We start from the raw sequence: 15427 nt of genomic DNA on the forward strand, positions 1-15427 counted from the left end.
TGGCTGAAACGAACCCCTCGCGGCATTAGGCTCGGGGCCGTGAGCAGCGAGGCGGCGGGTGACACGGCAGTGGCGGGCGGGGCGCGGTATCGCCGGGAGGAAGTGGCCAGGGCGGCCGGGGTGAAGGTGCGCAATCTGCGCTACTACCAGGAACGCGGCCTGCTGCCCCCGCCCCGCAGGGAGGGCAGGATCGCCTGGTACTCCGACGAGCACCTGACCCGGCTGCGGCTGATCGACGATCTGCTGGGCCGCGGCTACACCGTGAACGGCATCGCCGAGCTCCTGGACGCCTGGGAGCAGGGCGGTGGCATCGCCCAACTCCTCGGTTTCGAGCGGGAGATGACTCGCGACTGGGTGCAGGAGGAGCCGGTCACGATGACGCTGGCGGAGCTGCGGGAGATGTTCGGCTCGACGGCGACCGCGCAGGACACCCGACGGGCCGCGGCGCTGGAGTACGTACGGGTGGAGGGGGACACGGTCACGTTCCCGAGCCGGCGGCTGCTGGAGGCGACGCTCACGCTGGTGCGCCGGGGGCTGCCGCTGGCGGAGATCCTGGACGCGGGCGACTTCGTGCAGACGCAGGCCGCGGCGGTGGCGGACCGGTTCGTCGCGCTGTTCCGGCGGCATGTGATCGGTGCCGAGAGCCTGGAGCGGATTTCGGCCGGGCAGTTGGATCGCATCGCGGAGGCCGCCGCGGCGCTGCGCCCGGTGGCGGGGGAGGTCGTGGCCACGGAGTTCGCCCGTGCGATGGCCCGGCGGGTGGAAGCGGAAGTCGCCGCTCTGCTGCGTACGCAGCAGTAGGACTTGTCCGAAAGGGCGCTCCCCCACAACCTTGCCAACCGCCATTGGCACTCTTACATTCGTCTCCACGGTCATACCGGCGAGTAACGCATGTGCGGAGCCGGATCGCACCGGTCGGGCCGTCTCACCTCACACCCACCTGCCGCACCCCACACAGCCAAGGGGATCCGTCATGGGACACGATTCGAACGACTTACCCGACATGGAGGACGGCCGGGTGAGATGGCGACGCTTCGCCGTCCTGACCGTCCCCGCCGTCGCCGTCACCGCCGGCCTCGGCATCGCCCTCGCCCAGGGGGCTCTCGCCGCCTCCTTCGCCGTCTCGGGCCAGCAGTTCAAGGTCTCCGCCGAGAGTCTGAACGGCACGGGTTTCGCGCAGTACGGCAGCGTCGACGTCAACGCCCGCAACGAGCTCATCCCGGTGGCGGTCACCGCCATCAAGGAGGCCGAACTCAACAGCCTCTGCCAGTCGGTGGTCACCACGCTCCCGGTCATCGGCGACATCTCGCTCTACCTGACCGCAGGTCAGAAGGACCCCGTCGAGGCGACGAACCTCTTCGTCGACGCCACCCAGCTCTCCGGCAACGCGTCCTTCACCAACATCGAGATCGGCCGCGACGCCTCCACCCTCGACAAGGGTCCGGAGGACGCCCAGGGCATGCAGGACCTGTTCGCCCAGCAGGCCGACACCGTCACCATCACCAAGCTGAGGCAGACCGCCTGGGCCACCAACGCCGGGACCTTCAAGCTCTCCGGGCTGAACATGCACGTCAGCAAGGGCAAGAAGGAATGCTTCTGACCCGAGGGCGGACGCGGTTCCGGCGGTGGCGCCGCAGCCGACCGTTCTGGGGCGGGCTCGTCACCGCCCTCGCCGGGGCCGAGATCTGCGTCCTGCCGCTCGCCCCGATGAAGGTCATGCTCACCCAGGGCGTCGCGGGCATCCCGTCGGTCCTCATGGGCCTCGTGATGATCGTCCTCGGCCTCTCCGTCTGGTTCTCCCCGCACTACCGCACCCTCGCCGGGATCGTCACCGTCCTCATCGCCACCGCCGCACTGGTGCTGTCGAACCTCGGCGGATTCCTCGTCGGGACCCTGCTCGGCATCCTCGGCGGGGGCCTCATGTTCGCCTGGCAGCCGCGCTCCCCCACGCCCGGCAAGCCCTCCGTCCCCGCTCCACACTCCGATCCCCAAGGAGCACAGCCATGAGCCGTACGCACACCCTCGTCCCCCTCGCCCTCGGACTCGCCGCCGCCGGCGCGCTGACCCTCGGCGCCGCCGCCGCGACCGCCGCGCCGTTACCCACGGCGGCGGCCGGCTCCACCACCGTCACCCCGGCCGGCCACGCCTTCAAGGCCACCCTCAGCGGCAAGGCCACCCTCAAGGCGGGCTCGGTCACGGTGACCTGCTCGGTCTCCGTCTCCACCGGCACCGTCCCGGCCGCCCCGGGCAACCACAACCCGGCCGGCGCGGTCTCCTCACCGATCTCCGCTCCGACCTACAGCTCCTGCACGTCCAGCATGCCGGGCGTGACCCCGACCGTCACCACCAGCGGTGCCTGGCAGGTGTCCATGCAGCACGGGACGCCGATCACGGCCACCATGACCGTCCCCTCGGGCGGCCTCGTGGTCAAGACGACCGGCCTGGCCACGTGTACGGTCGTCACCGCGCCCACCGCCGCGGCGAGCGTCCCCGGCTCCTGGGCCAACGGCGCCCCGCCCTCCCTGACCTTCACCAACGCCTCGGTCCCGGTCAAGGTCACCGGCGGGTTCGGCTGCCCGACCAGCGCGACGTCGTCCACCTTCAACGCCGTCTACAAGGTCACCGACACCACCGACCCGGCCCAGCAGATCACCGTCGCACCGTAACTTCCCGCACGACGAACGACGCCGGGCAGGGCATACGGACCCCCGTACGCCCCGCCCGGCGTCCTCGCGCCCGGGCCCGTCCGGAGGTGCGGCCCCACGCGCCCCGGCCGACCATGAGACAAGGAGGCGGGGGCCGCACCTCAGGAGGCGCCGGTGATGCGCGACAGCAGGGACCACTCCCCCGACGTCCTGGTCGTCGGCGCCGGGCCGGTCGGGCTCACCGCCGCGGCCGAGCTGCGCCGGCAGGGCGCCACCGTCCGTATCGTCGACCGGTTGCCCGCGCGGCTCCCGTACGCGAAAGCCGTCGGCGTCCAGCCCCGGACACTGGAGATCTGGGACCGGATGGGCATGGTGCGCGAGGCGCTGGACGCCGCCGTCCCGATGCGCGGCCAGCTCGTCTACGTCAACGGCTCGGAGGCGGGCCGGTTCGAGCTCACCCTGCCGCCCGAGGTGCCGTACGGCTTCGCCGCGCTGCCGCAGTACGAGACGGAGCGCGTCCTCGAAGAGCACCTGGCCCGCTTCGGGACCCGGATCGAGCGCGGTGTCGCGCTGGTGTCGTTCCGACAGGACGAGACCGGCGTGACGGCCCGCCTGGAGTCCGTGCCGGACCCGGTGCCGGACCCGGCGGGAACGGGCGGGGAGGAGATCCGCTGCCGGTACCTGATCGGCTGCGACGGCGCCCACAGCACGGTACGCAAGGGGCTGGGGCTCTCCTTCGAGGGAGGCGCGTTCCCGGAGGAGTACATGCTGGGCGACCTCCAGGTCGACTGGGAGCTGCCGGAGGGATACGGCGTGCGCTCCCTGCACCGCGCCGAGGACGGAACGGTCGACGACACCCTCGTGTGCATCCCGCTGCCCGGCCCGGGACGGTACCGCATGTCGATGACGGTGCCGGCCGAACTCTCCGCCGCCCGGCGCGCGCACGGCACCGCCGGTGACCCCGACGGCGTGGCGCACGGCCTCGACGGCGCCCAAGGGCCCGCCCTCTCCGACATCCAGCCGGTCCTCGACCGGCTGTCACCCCAGCCCGTCACCGCGTACGGACTGCGCTGGTCGTCGGTGTTCCGGATCAGCCACCGGCTGGTGGACCGGTACGGCGAGGGGCGCGTCTTCGTCGCGGGGGACGCCGCACACATCCATCCGCCCACCGGGGCGCAGGGCATGAACACCGGTATCCAGGACGCCTACAACCTGGCCTGGAAGCTCGCCCTCGCCCTCGACGCCGCCGCCCACCCGCGTCTGCTCGCCAGCTACGACGCCGAGCGCCGGCCGGTGGGCGAGGAGGTCGTCGGGCGGACCGTCCGGCACGCCGCCGAGGGCGTGCAAGCGGACCCGGAGGACCCCGCGACGCTGTTGCTCCGCGAGGCCCAACTCCTCGTCGGTTACCGGGGCAGCCCGATCGTGGACGGAGCGGCGGCCGCGCCGCGGACCACCGGCGCCCCCGAGCACGGGCAGGACGGCGGGGCGGGGCGGGAGGACAAGACGGCGGGGCCGCGCGCCGGGGACCGCGCGCCGGACTGCGGCGGCCTCGCCGGCCGGATCGCCACCTACCCGCTGCGGCTGTACGACCTGCTGCGCGACCGCGGCCACGTCCTGCTGCTCTACGGCGACGGCGAGGCCGTCGCCGGCCTGCGCCGACTCGCCGACACAGCAAGGGAGTCGACGGGCGGCCGGGTCGAGGCGTGCGCCCTGCTCGCCGGGGACGGTGCGCCCGCCGCCGAGGCCGGGCTCCCCGTGTACCGGGACGCCCGGGGCGAGTTCGCCGACCGCTATGGCGTCCGGGCCCCGACCGTCTTCCTGGTGCGGCCCGACGGATACCTCGGGGCGCGGCTTCCCCTCCCGGCCGAGGACGCGCTCGCCGCCCACCTGGCAACGGTGTTCCGTAGCTGAGGCGGCGGCCGGGCTCCGCGCTCCCGCCGTGCGGGGGTGGGGTGCCCGGCCTAGCCTGAAGAAGGTTCCGTCCTCGGCTGACAGGGAGGATCTGCCATGAGGTATTCACCAGCCCACTGGCGCAAGCTCTGTGTAGGTCTGACCCTGGCCGGGACCTTGGCGGTCCCGGTCTCCGCCGGAGCCGCCTACGGCGGCACCGCGCCGGCGGCCTCCCCGACCGCCCTCACGGCGCCCTCTCCCCCGCCGTCGCCCTCCGACACCGAGTTCGCCGAACTGTCCCCGGCGGTCGCCCAGCGACTGGACGACGCGATCAAGCAGGTCATGCGCGAGGCGGACGTGCCCGGAGTCCTCGTCAGCGTCTCGGCGCCCGGCAAGGGGAACTACGAACGGGCCTTCGGCGTCGCCGACAAGTCCAGCGGCGAGCCGATGCGCCCCGACCTCTACCTGCGGATCGGCAGCGAGACGAAGACCTTCACCGTGACCGCGCTGCTGGAACTCGTCGACCAGGGCAAGCTGGGCCTGGACGACCCGATCGGCGACTACATCAAGGGCGTTCCCAACGGGGACAGGATCACCCTGCGGCAACTGGCGGGCATGCGCAGCGGGTTGTTCAACTACTCCATGGACGACGCCTTCTTCAAGGCCCTGACGTCCGACCCGGACCGCCCCTTCACACCCCAGCAGTTGCTCGACTACTCCTTCAAGCACCCGGTGAACTTCGCCCCGGGCACGCAGTTCGAGTACTCCAACACCAATCTGATCCTGCTGGGCCTGGTCGTGGAGAAGGTCGGCGGGCTCCCCCTGAACGAGTTCCTCCAGAAGAACGTCATCGGGCCGGCCGGTCTGCGGCACACCGTCTTCCCGACCGACGCCGCGTTCCCCGAACCGCACGCCCAGGGCTACACCGACCAGACGGCGTCCGGGAAGGTCGAGGACTCCGCGAACTGGAACCCCTCCTGGGGCTGGGCCGCCGGAGCGATGATCTCCCAGCTCCGCGACCTCCGGACCTGGGCGAAGGTCGTCGCGACCGGCACGCTGCTGACGCCCGCCACCCAGGCGGAACGGCTGAAGACCCTGCCCACGACCATCCCGGGCGCCGCCTACGGACTGGGCATCTTCAACGTGCAGGGCTGGATCGGGCACAACGGCTCGCTGCCGGGCTACGAGTCCCTGACGATCTACCTGCCCGACGTGCAGGCGACCCTGGTCGTCATGCTGAACACCGACATCGGCCACGACGGGGCGGAACCCAGCACGCTCTTCGGGAAGGCGATCACCGAGATCGTCTCTCCGGACAACGTGTACAACCTGCCGACGCCGGTGGCCCCGGACAAGTCGACGTCCCCCTCGCCCTCCTCGTGACGGCGGGCGTCCGGGCCCCGAAGGCACGGACGGACGCCGAGGTCACCGCTGCGAGCTCTCGGCGGTGACCTCGGCGAGGTCCGTACCCGTCGTACCGTCAGGCCGCCCGTCCGAACCGCCCGTACGGCCGGTGCCGCCCGAACCGCCCCTCCCCTCGGCGCCGCCCGAACCGCCGGCCCCGTTCCTGTCGCCCGCGCCGCCGGTGCCTCCCGAGCCGCCCTTGCCGCGCGTACCGCCCCGTCCGCCCGGCCCTCCCGGCCCGTCCTTGCCCGCCGCGCCGGCTCCTCCGCCGCCGGCGTCGGGACGCAGCGCCGTGTAGACCGACCAGACCACCGACACGAGCGGTACCGCCACCACGGCCCCCACGATGCCGGCGGCGATCGAGCCGGCGATCACCGAGATCGCCACCACCAGCGGGTGCAGCCGCACGGCCCAGCTCATCACGAGCGGGTGCAGCAGGTGTCCCTCGATCTGCCCGATGACGACGATCAGCGCGATCACGATGCCCGCCACCAGCGGACCCTTCGAGGCCAGGGCCACGACGGCGGCGATCGCGAGGGCGACGGGCGAGCCGATCAGCGGGACGAAGGCCGCCATGAACTCGAGCAGCGCCAGCGGAACGGCCAGCGGCACCCCGAGGAGCCAGAGCGCGATGCCGACGAGAACGGCGTTCGTCGCGGCGACGAGGACGATGCCGTGCGTGTACCCGGTGAAGGTCCGCCAGGCGGCACGGCCCCCGGTGTCGGTCCTGGCGCGGACGGACCGGGGCAACTGTCCCTGGAACCACGCCCACTGCCGGCCCCCCGAATGGAGGAAGAACACCGAACTGAACAGCGCGAGGGCCAGCGCCGTGAAGACCTCCACCAGTCGGGTCGCCCCGCTCAGCGCCTTGCTGACCAGCGTCGAGCGGTGGCTCGACAGGAACTGCTCGATCCGGGCCTGTACGTCCGACAGCGCGTTCGGGTTCAGCCGGAAGGGCGGCTGCTCCAGCCAGTGCTCGATCCGGCCGACGCCGTCCCGGAACTCGCGCACAAGCGTCGTCCGCTCCCCCGCGACGGCCTCGCCGACCAGCGCGAGGACACCGAGGACGACCACGATGCTGCCGATGAGGGTGACGGCGACCGCCAGCGCGCGCGGCAGCCGGCGGTCGAGCAGCCGGACGACCGGGAGCAGCATGGCGGTGATCACCAGGCCGAGGAAGAGGGCCACGCCGATCTCGTGGAAGCGCCCGAGCACGGCGAACAGGCCGTACACGAGCGCCCCGACGACGAGCACGCGCCACGCGTAGGCGGCGGCGGTGCGGAGGAAGGGGACCACCGGCGAGGGTGTGCCTGGCTGCATGACGGACGACGTACCACCGAGAGGCCGCCGGGCCACGCCCCCGCCCCCACATTCCCCCGCCCACACCTCGGCTGCGTCCGGACGGGCGAATGCCGCAGGAACCCCCGTCGAACACCGGTGTCGCCACCGGGCCGCCCGCCGGTGGCGGTGACGATCGGGGGATGGGTGTCATCCTGCCGATCGTGTTGTCGGTCTTCGCGGCGTTCAGCAACGCGCTCGCCACGGTGCTGCAGCGCCGCGCCGCGCTTCAGGTCCCGCAGTCCGAGGGGTTCCGGTTCGGGCTGATCCTCGATCTGCTGCGGCGCCCGGTCTGGCTGGCGGGCATCCTCGCGGTGATCGCCGCCGGCATCGGCCAGGCCGCCGCGCTGGCGACCGGGCCGCTGACCCTCGTACAGCCGCTGTTCGTCCTGGAGCTGCCGCTCGCCCTGCTCATCGCCTCGCTGATGACCCGGGAGCGGCTTCCCAAGGCACTGTGGTTCGCGGTGGCGGGGGTCGTCGGGGGGCTGGCGGTGATGCTCGTGGCCGCCTCGCCCTCCGGGAACCGCACGCATGTGGAGCTCGACCGGTGGGTGCCGGCGCTCGCGGTCTGCGCCGCCGCGGTGGTGGTGCTGGCCGCCGCCGGTCTGCGCAGGCCCCCCGGGCGGGCCCGCGCCGGCTGCCTCGGGGCGGCGACGGCGATCTGCTACGCCCTGACCGCGGCCCTGATGAAGGCGTCGATGCACATCCTCGACGAGGGCGGCATCTCCGCCTTCCTGACGACCTGGCAGACCTACGCCTTCTGCGTGACCGGCATCGCCGCGCTCCTCCTCCTCGAACACGCCATGCAGGGCGGACCGCTGGTCGCCTCCCAGCCCGCGCTGACCCTCGGGGACGCGACCATCAGCCTGATGCTGGGGATCCTGCTGTACGAGGAGCACGTCCGGGCGGGCTGGTGGCTGGTGCCCCAGCTCATGGGGGTCGCCCTGATCGTGTTCGGCGTGTTCGCGCTGGCCCGCAGCGGGGTCAGCAGCACGTAGGGCACGGGTACGCCCCCTCCGCTGGCGCCGGACGCGTCGCCCATGACGCGGTCCGGTGGCGGGAACCGGACACCGGGCCGCGCCGGGCCGTACGGGCGAACGGCACGATCGCGACATGGGGGTGGCCGCGGTACCTGTACCACTGGCCCCTGCGTCCGCCTCCCTCCCGGCCGGGGCGGACCGCTGCCGCTCCCGCCCCCGGCACCGGGCGCCGGCCGATCTGTGCGCCTGCTACCCCCACCGAGCGCCGGGCAGGGACTCCGGCGCGGCCGTGCGCGGGGCGGGGACGCCGGCCGGGAGGAGGGAACGGCGGGACGGCTGAGCTGGCGAAACGGTAGCTCGCGCTCCGCTTCCTGGTGCGGGAGGAGAGCCGTCGACGCGGACCGCCAGGCACCCTCCTGAGAAGGCGTCAGAAAACGTCCGCAAGCGTTTGCACACCCCCGCCCGGCCCGACCGGACGGCCGCCCCGTCGTGCCGCCATGGCGCTCCGTGATTCCTGGACCACGTGAACGCGCGTAGATCGGCCGAATCGCATCCTTGCCCCGGAGACCACCCGGATTCGAGGATTCCTCTCGTCGAGATTGACAGGTCCATGGCGGTCACCTCCGTCACCGGGCCACCGATCCCGCCCTACGGTCCCGCCCACCCAGCGGGCCCCCCACTCCCCCACCGGAGGATGCAGTGAACCTCAAGCGCCTGTCCCCCCTCGGCGGCGTCGCGAAGGGCGCACGGCTGATCGCCGTGACCTCCGCGCTCCTGGCCGCATCAGCGCTTGCCATGCCCAGCTCATCCGCGGCGACGACCGGGGAGACCCGGGCCACCACCGCCGAACTCACCGCCGTCGGCGCCGCCGTGCGCGGGGCCGACGTGCCCGGCACCGCCTGGTACACCGACCAGGCGACCGGGAAGGTCGTCCTCACCGCCGACTCCACCGTCTCCGCCGCGGAGATCGCGAAGCTCCGGCAGGCGGCCGGCGAGCGCGCCGGCTCCCTGGAGATCAAGCGCACGCCGGGCACCCTGAACAAGCTGATCGCCGGCGGCCAGGCCATCTACGCGGGCGGCGGGCGCTGCTCGCTCGGCTTCAACGTCCGCAGCGGCTCGACGTACTACGCCCTGACGGCCGGCCACTGCACCAACATCGGCAGCACCTGGTACACCAACTCGGCCAACACCACCGTCCTCGGCACCCGGACGGGCTCCAGCTTCCCGACCAACGACTACGGCATCATCCGGCACTCCAACGCCTCGGCGGCGGACGGCCGGGTCTACCTCTACAACGGCAGCTACCGCGACATCACCGGCGCGGGCAACGCCTACGTGGGCCAGTCCGTGCAGCGCAGCGGCAGCACCACCGGCCTGCGGAGCGGTACGGTCACGGGCCTCAACGCCACCGTCAACTACGGCAACGGCGACATCGTCTACGGCATGATCCAGACCAACGTCTGCGCCGAGCCCGGCGACAGCGGCGGCGCCCTGTTCTCCGGCAGCACCGCCCTCGGGCTCACCTCCGGCGGCAGCGGCAACTGCTCCAGCGGCGGGACCACGTTCTTCCAGCCGGTGACCGAGGCCCTCGGCGCGTACGGCGTGAGCGTCTTCTAACGCGACAAGCCCGGCCCCGCCGCACCGGCGGCGCCGGAACCGCGCAGGGCCCGGCGGACCTCGTGGCTCCGGCGCTCGACGCACCAATGCTCGCGGGCACTTCGGGCCGGCGGTCCCTTCGGGGGCCGCCGGCCCTTCGCGTACCCCGCGCACCCCCGTGACCCGCGCTTAGGCCACGGAGGTGATCTTCGTTTGGCCGGGGACGTCCGGAACGTTTCTGCATGTCCGGGTGCACTTGGCTGAGGTCATGGTTCACGAACGTCCGCACCTCACGCGCGCCGTGGAGGTGTCATGTCGAGTCTGACGACTCTGAAATGGGAAACGACCGTCTCTCCTTCCTCTCCGATGCGCTGGGCGCGCGATCTGGTCTCCCCGGCCCTGCGCGCCGCCGTCGCCGAACTCCCGCCGCCGGAGCGGCTGATCGTCGGCTACCACCGTGGCTGGCACGAGGCCGACGGCAGCCGCCCGACGGAGGTCGCGGACGAGGGCGGCAAGGCGGTGCGTCCGGCGCTGGCCTTCCTGGCGGCGCAGGCGGTGGGCGGTTCCGCCGAGTGCGCGGTGCCGGGCGCCGTCGCGGTGGAACTGGTCCACGACTTCTCCTTGTTGCACGACGACGTGATCGACGGGGACGCGCTGCGCCGGCACCGCCCCGCCGCGTGGGCGGTCTACGGCACGCCGGCCGCGGTCCTCGCCGGTGACGCGCTGCTGGTGTGCGCGTTGCGCACGCTCTCCGACGTGCCGGCGCCCCGGGGCGGTGCCGCGTCGAAGGAGGTGGTGGAGGCGTTGGCGGATCTGATGCGCGGCCAGAGCGAGGACGTGGCCTTCGAGAAGGCCGTGACGGTGGTGGCTCGGGAGTACCTGGTCATGGCGGAGGGCAAGACCGGCGCCCTGATGGGCGCGGCCTGCGCGCTGGGCGGGGTGCTGGCCGGGGCGGGCCCGGAACGGGTCGCCGGACTGCGGGACTTCGGGCGTCGGCTGGGGGTCGCGTTCCAGTGTGCGGACGACCTGTTGGGCATCTGGGGCGTGAGCGAGCGCAGCGGGAAGCCCGTGGGGGCGGATCTCGCGGCGCGGAAGAAGTCCCTGCCGGTGGTGGCGGCGCTGTCGGCCGGCGGGGAGGCCGCGGAGCGGCTGGCCGCGCTCTATGCCGGGACCGAGCCGCTGGGCGAGTCGGACATCGCGCTCGCCGCCCGGCTGATCGAGGAGGCCGGGGGTCGGGAGCGGACCGAGCTGGAGGCGAGGCGTCAGCTCACCGAGGCCTTCCGGGCGCTCTCCCGCGCCCGGCCGGAACCGGAGGCGTACCAGCGCCTCCACCAGGTCGCGATGACGCTGACGCACCGCGACCATTGAGGGGTCACCCGCCCGGTGTTCCGGATTTTCCCGGTGTCCTCCGGCGCTTTTCACGCCGGGCGGAAAATCGGGCCGTCCGGGACGCCGACTTTCCGTAACCTACGGCGCCTTTCGCAGGTTTCCCTTCCGGTAGCCGTGAAAAGCGCGGCCGCTGAAGTGGTGTAACGAGCCGAAGACAGTGGTTCCTTGAAGCAGAGCGATAGTCACATGAGGAGTCGGCGCAATTCCGGTCCGCCGGCGGTGAGTGTGTACGGTCTGCACGTCGCTCGCGGCAGCCACACACTGTTGGAGGACATCAGTTTCACCGTTCCCCGCGGTTCGATCGTGGGGCTTCTGGGACCCAGCGGGTGCGGAAAGACGACGCTTCTGCGTTCCGTCGTGGGAATCCAGCCCGCGACGGCCGGTCACGCGCAGGTGCTGGGGCTGCCCGCCGGGTCGCGCGCCCTGAGCTCGCGGGTGGGGTACGTCACCCAGGCCCCGTCGGTGTACCAGGACCTGACGGTGCTGGAGAACCTGCGGTACTTCTCGGCCGCGCTGGGGCTGCGGGGCTGGCGGCGGGAGAACGCCGTCGTCCGGGTGGTCAAGGAGGTCGACCTGGCCGAGTACGCCGACAAGCCGGTCGCCCGGCTCTCGGGCGGTCAGTACTCCCGGGTCTCGCTCGCCGTCGCCCTGCTGGGCACCCCGGACCTGCTCGTGATGGACGAGCCCACCGTCGGACTGGACCCCATGGTGCGGCGGGAGCTGTGGCTGGTCTTCAAACGCCTCGCCAAGGAGGGCACCACCTTGCTCGTGTCCAGCCACGTCATGGACGAGGCCGACCGCTGTGACCGGCTGCTGCTGATGCGCGACGGCCGGCTGCTGGCGTCGGCGAGCCGTGACGACCTGCTCCTGCACACCGGCTGCGGCAGCGTGGAGGAGGCCTTCATGCACCTGGTGCAGTCGTCCCGGACCCTGGAGGAGGATCCGGCGTACGGGACGGAGCGGGTGCCCGGGCCGCTGCTGGCCGACGACACCCTGCCCGACCCGGACCTGCCCTTCTTCGCGGCGGAGCACCGAAGGTGAGGGGCGTCGGGGACGTCACCCCGGGCCCGCGCCCCCTCGGACGGCAGCTGCCCTTCACTTCGAGCATCACCACCGCCACGGCGCAGCGGGTCCTCCAGCAGATCTCCCGGGACCGGGGCAGCGCCGCCCTCATGCTGGCCATCCCGTGCATGCTCATGGTCCTGCTCAAGCTGATGTTCCACGACGCCGAGGCGTCGTTCGAGCGGATCGGCCCGCAGGTCTTCGGCATCTTCCCCGTCATCGTGATGTACCTCGTCGCGTCCGTCTCCACCCTGCGCGAGCGCACCACCGGGACCGCCGAGCGGCTGCTGACCCTGCCGGTCCAGCGGCTGGACATCGTCTTCGGCTACAGCCTGGCCTTCGCGTTCCTGGCCTTGCTGCAGGCCGTCCTGTCGACGCTGCTCTCGGTCGGCCCGCTCGGTCTGGACATCAAGGGCCCTGCCTATCTCCTCATGATCATCGCCATGCTGGGGGCCCTGCTCGGCCTGGCGCTGGGCCTCCTCGTGAGCGCCTTCGCGCGCAACGAGTTCCAGGCCGTCCAGTTCCTGCCGGCGGGCGTCCTCCCCCAGTTCCTCGTCTGCGGTCTCTTCGTCCCCCGGGAGGAGATGCACGGCGTCCTGGACGCCATGGCCCAGGTCATGCCGATGACGTACGCCGTGCAGGCGGCCACGGAGGCCGCCACGCACGAAGGGGTGACGGGCCTTTTCGTCCGTGACGCCTTTCTCATTCTGCTGTGCGTCATCGGTGTCCTGGTCGCCAGCGCGGCCACGCTCAAAAGGTAGGGCGTCCGCCCGGCAGGAACCGGCGGAAGGGAAAAGCGGAAAAGCCCTGGGGATACGGTGTCACCGCATCCCCAGGGCTTTTCGCGTCGGACGGTCAGCGGTTCGACGTGCCCCAGACGAATCCGATCTGGCCGTTGCGCGGAATCTCGAACGGGCCGAAGGTCAGCGGCCGCTCTCCGTGTCCGCCGCCGAACGGGCCGTCGAAGGGGGCCGCGACCGGAGCGGCGCTCGCGGCGAACGCGGAAGGCGCGACACCGGCCACGGCGACCGCGACGGACAGTACGGAAACTGCCGCAGCGCGACGAAGAAACGACATTGCAACTCCTCTGACTTCAGGGGAAACACCGATCGCCATAACCGTACCAATGGCGCATGACCACTCCCGGCGAAAACCGCTCGCATTCCCTCGAAGGGGGCTCCCCGGAATGACCCTATGAAGAACCGCACCCGGCTTTTCGCATTTCCGTCAGGCGAGGTCGGCGTCCCACCACCAGGCGATCGAGGGCGCGCCTTCCACCGGAGCGGCGATGGCGTCCGAAGGCCCCTGCGCCCACTCCAGCGGGGTCTCCTCCATCGGGTCGGGGACGCGTCCCAGGCTGACGTAGCGGGGCACGTGCAGGCCCCACTCGGCGTTGCCCCGGATGCCGTGCCGCAGGCCCTGGAGGTAGCTCGCCAACTCGGCGCCGGCACGGGGCCGGAGCCGGTCGTGCAGCGCCATGAAGCGGGTGAGGACACGGTCGCGGATGCCCGTCCCCTGCTCGACCGCCTCGGCCAGGGGCAGCATCCGGTGGTGGGTCAGGACGCTGTAGATGTTCTGGTCGGTGTGGCCGCGGCTCATCTCCTTGCGCAGTGAGTGCCGGTCGTTGTCGAGCGCCGCGACGAGGATCGCCATCTCGGTGAGGGCGCGGACGGCGGGGGCGTGCAGTTCCGTGTCCGGAATCTCCATTCCGGTGGCCAACTCCAGCATGGCGAAGGTGGGTTCGCCGCCCGACGCGAGCAGGCGCATCGCGATGTACTCGTCGAGTTCCGGCATTCTGCCGGACGCCTGGTTCCCGATCTGCCAGCAGACGCCGGAGAGCCACGCCCGGTGGGCGTCGAGGAAGCGGCGCACCTGGCCCGCCGTCCCGAACGACCGGAAGAGGCCGATGATGTGCTGCAGCGGCTTGATGAACCGCTCCCCGCCGGCCGGGGCCGACGGCGCCTCGGCCGCCCGCTGCACCCGGCCGGCGAGGGCGTTGAACTCGGCCGGGCGGGAGCTCAACGGCCCGTTGTCGCAGCGCGCGTCGTCGAAGCCGAAGCCGAAGTAGACCCACAGCGAGGTGGCGAGCAGCCGCTCGTCGTCACAGACGGGCGCGAAGCGCGCGAAGAAATCGGTGCTGTGGGACGCCACGACCCAGTCCGCCTCCTGGTCCGTGGCGCACATGCCGCTGTCGCGGACCCACCGCTCGGCCTGTTCCTCGATCGCCCGGACCCGGGGATGGACGGCCGATTCGAGTGGACAGTAGATAGGCGGAAAATCTACGGCACCGGAAGAAGAACGCATGAACACACCTCGGGATCGTGGAGAAGGAAAAGGATCACCCCATGCTGCGGTTTTCCTCTTCACTCCTCCACGACCGGGTGCGCGATTCCCTGGCGAATCCTTCAAATAGGGAAGGAGCGGCCGGATATTGACGGGGAGCCGCCCTGCCCGCCCGGTTACTTGGGCATGAGGACCGTGTCGACGATGTAGACGGTGGCGTTCGCGGTGGGGACGTTGCCGCAGACGACCTGGGAGGTGTCGTTGACGGTGTAGTCCTCGCCGGAGCCCTTGGTGGTGAGCGTGCCCGTCTGAAGGGTCTCGAAGGAGCCGTTCTCGAGCTGCTGGGGGGTCAGCTTCCGTCCGACGACGTGGTAAGTGAGGATCTTCGTCAGCATGTCCTTGTCGGCGAGGACCTTGTCGAGGTCGGCCTTGGGGATCTTGGCGAAGGCGTCGTTCGTGGGTGCGAACACGGTGATGTCCTGGGCGTTGTTCAGGGTGTCGACCAGGCCTGCCTGCTTGACCGCGGAGACCAGGGTGGACAGGGCCGGGTTGTGGGAGGCGGCGGTGGCCACCGGGTCCTTGGCCATGCCGTCGAACGAACCCGCGCCGTCCGCGGGAACCGAGGCGCACGCCGGACCGAAGGGCCCGGCGGCGGCCGTGCCGGCTTCGATGGAGGGCGTTCCGGGCGCCGCGGACGAGGCCTCGGGGCCCGCCTCGGACGCGGTGTCCGTGCCGGAGTCGGTGCAGGCGGCCAGGGAGAAGGGGAGGAGAGCCGCCGCGGCGACGGCGACGGCGGTACGGCGGAGACGGAGAGCGTGCATGGGTCGAACCCCTCTGGGT

At 71.9% G+C, this 15427-nt stretch carries 14 protein-coding genes and 1 pseudogene; 11 read left to right on the forward strand and 4 right to left on the reverse strand.

The window, feature by feature from the left end; translation table 11 throughout:
• The first annotated feature begins 39 nt into the window (after positions 1-39).
• The 6 genes from ACFZBD_RS01800 to ACFZBD_RS01825 all read left to right on the forward strand — a co-directional run bounded on the left by ACFZBD_RS01800 (position 40) and on the right by ACFZBD_RS01825 (position 5918).
• The gene (locus tag ACFZBD_RS01800; protein WP_391133637.1) at positions 40-801 is read left to right on the forward strand and encodes a MerR family transcriptional regulator; all 762 of its coding nucleotides are present in this window, start codon (positions 40-42) and stop codon (positions 799-801) included.
• 172 nt (positions 802-973) lie between these two features.
• Positions 974-1600, forward strand: coding sequence for a DUF6230 family protein (locus tag ACFZBD_RS01805; protein ID WP_391133640.1), 627 nt, complete (start codon positions 974-976; stop codon positions 1598-1600).
• Positions 1591-2007: a DUF6114 domain-containing protein gene (locus ACFZBD_RS01810; protein WP_391133643.1), complete on the forward strand. Its 417-nt coding sequence runs from the start codon at positions 1591-1593 to the stop codon at positions 2005-2007. The genes ACFZBD_RS01805 and ACFZBD_RS01810 overlap by 10 nt, the downstream gene beginning before the upstream one ends.
• A complete protein-coding gene (locus tag ACFZBD_RS01815; RefSeq protein ID WP_391133646.1) occupies positions 2004-2666 on the forward strand; it encodes a hypothetical protein in 663 nt (220 codons plus the stop codon). The genes ACFZBD_RS01810 and ACFZBD_RS01815 overlap by 4 nt, the downstream gene beginning before the upstream one ends.
• 156 nt (positions 2667-2822) lie before the next feature.
• Complete coding sequence (locus ACFZBD_RS01820; protein WP_391133649.1) at positions 2823-4556, forward strand: FAD-dependent monooxygenase; 1734 nt, start codon at positions 2823-2825, stop codon at positions 4554-4556.
• 96 nt (positions 4557-4652) lie between these two features.
• Positions 4653-5918: a serine hydrolase gene (locus ACFZBD_RS01825; protein WP_391133651.1), complete on the forward strand. Its 1266-nt coding sequence runs from the start codon at positions 4653-4655 to the stop codon at positions 5916-5918.
• Positions 5919-6200: 282 nt separating this feature from the next.
• Here the strand turns inward: ACFZBD_RS01825 and ACFZBD_RS01830 are convergent.
• A pseudogene (locus ACFZBD_RS01830) lies at positions 6201-7259 on the reverse strand (AI-2E family transporter); the annotation flags it as partial.
• Between the two features lie 161 nt (positions 7260-7420).
• On the opposite strand from ACFZBD_RS01830, the gene ACFZBD_RS01835 reads away from it, so the two are divergent.
• From ACFZBD_RS01835 to ACFZBD_RS01855, 5 genes are all read left to right on the forward strand, one after another.
• A complete protein-coding gene (locus ACFZBD_RS01835) occupies positions 7421-8275 on the forward strand; it encodes a DMT family transporter (RefSeq protein WP_391133654.1) in 855 nt (284 codons plus the stop codon).
• Between the two features lie 681 nt (positions 8276-8956).
• A complete protein-coding gene (locus ACFZBD_RS01840; RefSeq protein WP_391133657.1) occupies positions 8957-9874 on the forward strand; it encodes an alpha-lytic protease prodomain-containing protein in 918 nt (305 codons plus the stop codon).
• Between the two features lie 291 nt (positions 9875-10165).
• Positions 10166-11221, forward strand: a complete 1056-nt coding sequence (locus ACFZBD_RS01845) for a polyprenyl synthetase family protein (protein ID WP_391133660.1) — start codon at positions 10166-10168, stop codon at positions 11219-11221.
• Between the two features lie 207 nt (positions 11222-11428).
• The gene (locus ACFZBD_RS01850; protein WP_391135872.1) at positions 11429-12283 is read left to right on the forward strand and encodes an ATP-binding cassette domain-containing protein; all 855 of its coding nucleotides are present in this window, start codon (positions 11429-11431) and stop codon (positions 12281-12283) included.
• A complete protein-coding gene (locus tag ACFZBD_RS01855; protein WP_391133663.1) occupies positions 12280-13065 on the forward strand; it encodes an ABC transporter permease in 786 nt (261 codons plus the stop codon). The genes ACFZBD_RS01850 and ACFZBD_RS01855 overlap by 4 nt, the downstream gene beginning before the upstream one ends.
• Before the next feature lie 94 nt (positions 13066-13159).
• Here ACFZBD_RS01855 and ACFZBD_RS01860 read toward each other — a convergent pair whose 3' ends face one another.
• The 3 genes from ACFZBD_RS01860 to ACFZBD_RS01870 form a co-directional block, all read right to left on the reverse strand.
• Positions 13160-13381, reverse strand: coding sequence for a hypothetical protein (locus ACFZBD_RS01860; RefSeq protein WP_391133666.1), 222 nt, complete (start codon positions 13379-13381; stop codon positions 13160-13162).
• Between the two features lie 150 nt (positions 13382-13531).
• On the reverse strand, positions 13532-14608 hold the full coding sequence (locus ACFZBD_RS01865) for a hypothetical protein (RefSeq protein ID WP_391133669.1): 1077 nt from the start codon (positions 14606-14608) through the stop codon (positions 13532-13534).
• A 155-nt stretch (positions 14609-14763) separates the two neighbouring features.
• Positions 14764-15408, reverse strand: a complete 645-nt coding sequence (locus tag ACFZBD_RS01870) for a fasciclin domain-containing protein (protein WP_391133672.1) — start codon at positions 15406-15408, stop codon at positions 14764-14766.
• Between the last annotated feature and the right edge of the window lie 19 nt (positions 15409-15427).

The organism is Streptomyces sp. NPDC008121 (genome assembly GCF_042957155.1).
GTDB lineage: Bacteria > Actinomycetota > Actinomycetes > Streptomycetales > Streptomycetaceae > Streptomyces.

Coding starts and splice junctions, on each gene's coding strand:
- ACFZBD_RS01810 (WP_391133643.1), top strand. CDS start 1,591: ATGCTTCTGACCCGAGGGCGGACGCGGTTCCGGCGGTGGCGCCGCAGC.
- ACFZBD_RS01860 (WP_391133666.1), bottom strand. CDS start 13,381: ATGTCGTTTCTTCGTCGCGCTGCGGCAGTTTCCGTACTGTCCGTCGCG.
- ACFZBD_RS01815 (WP_391133646.1), top strand. CDS start 2,004: ATGAGCCGTACGCACACCCTCGTCCCCCTCGCCCTCGGACTCGCCGCC.
- ACFZBD_RS01835 (WP_391133654.1), top strand. CDS start 7,421: ATGGGTGTCATCCTGCCGATCGTGTTGTCGGTCTTCGCGGCGTTCAGC.
- ACFZBD_RS01850 (WP_391135872.1), top strand. CDS start 11,429: ATGAGGAGTCGGCGCAATTCCGGTCCGCCGGCGGTGAGTGTGTACGGT.
- ACFZBD_RS01865 (WP_391133669.1), bottom strand. CDS start 14,608: ATGCGTTCTTCTTCCGGTGCCGTAGATTTTCCGCCTATCTACTGTCCA.
- ACFZBD_RS01805 (WP_391133640.1), top strand. CDS start 974: ATGGGACACGATTCGAACGACTTACCCGACATGGAGGACGGCCGGGTG.
- ACFZBD_RS01870 (WP_391133672.1), bottom strand. CDS start 15,408: ATGCACGCTCTCCGTCTCCGCCGTACCGCCGTCGCCGTCGCCGCGGCG.
- ACFZBD_RS01820 (WP_391133649.1), top strand. CDS start 2,823: ATGCGCGACAGCAGGGACCACTCCCCCGACGTCCTGGTCGTCGGCGCC.
- ACFZBD_RS01845 (WP_391133660.1), top strand. CDS start 10,166: ATGTCGAGTCTGACGACTCTGAAATGGGAAACGACCGTCTCTCCTTCC.
- ACFZBD_RS01825 (WP_391133651.1), top strand. CDS start 4,653: ATGAGGTATTCACCAGCCCACTGGCGCAAGCTCTGTGTAGGTCTGACC.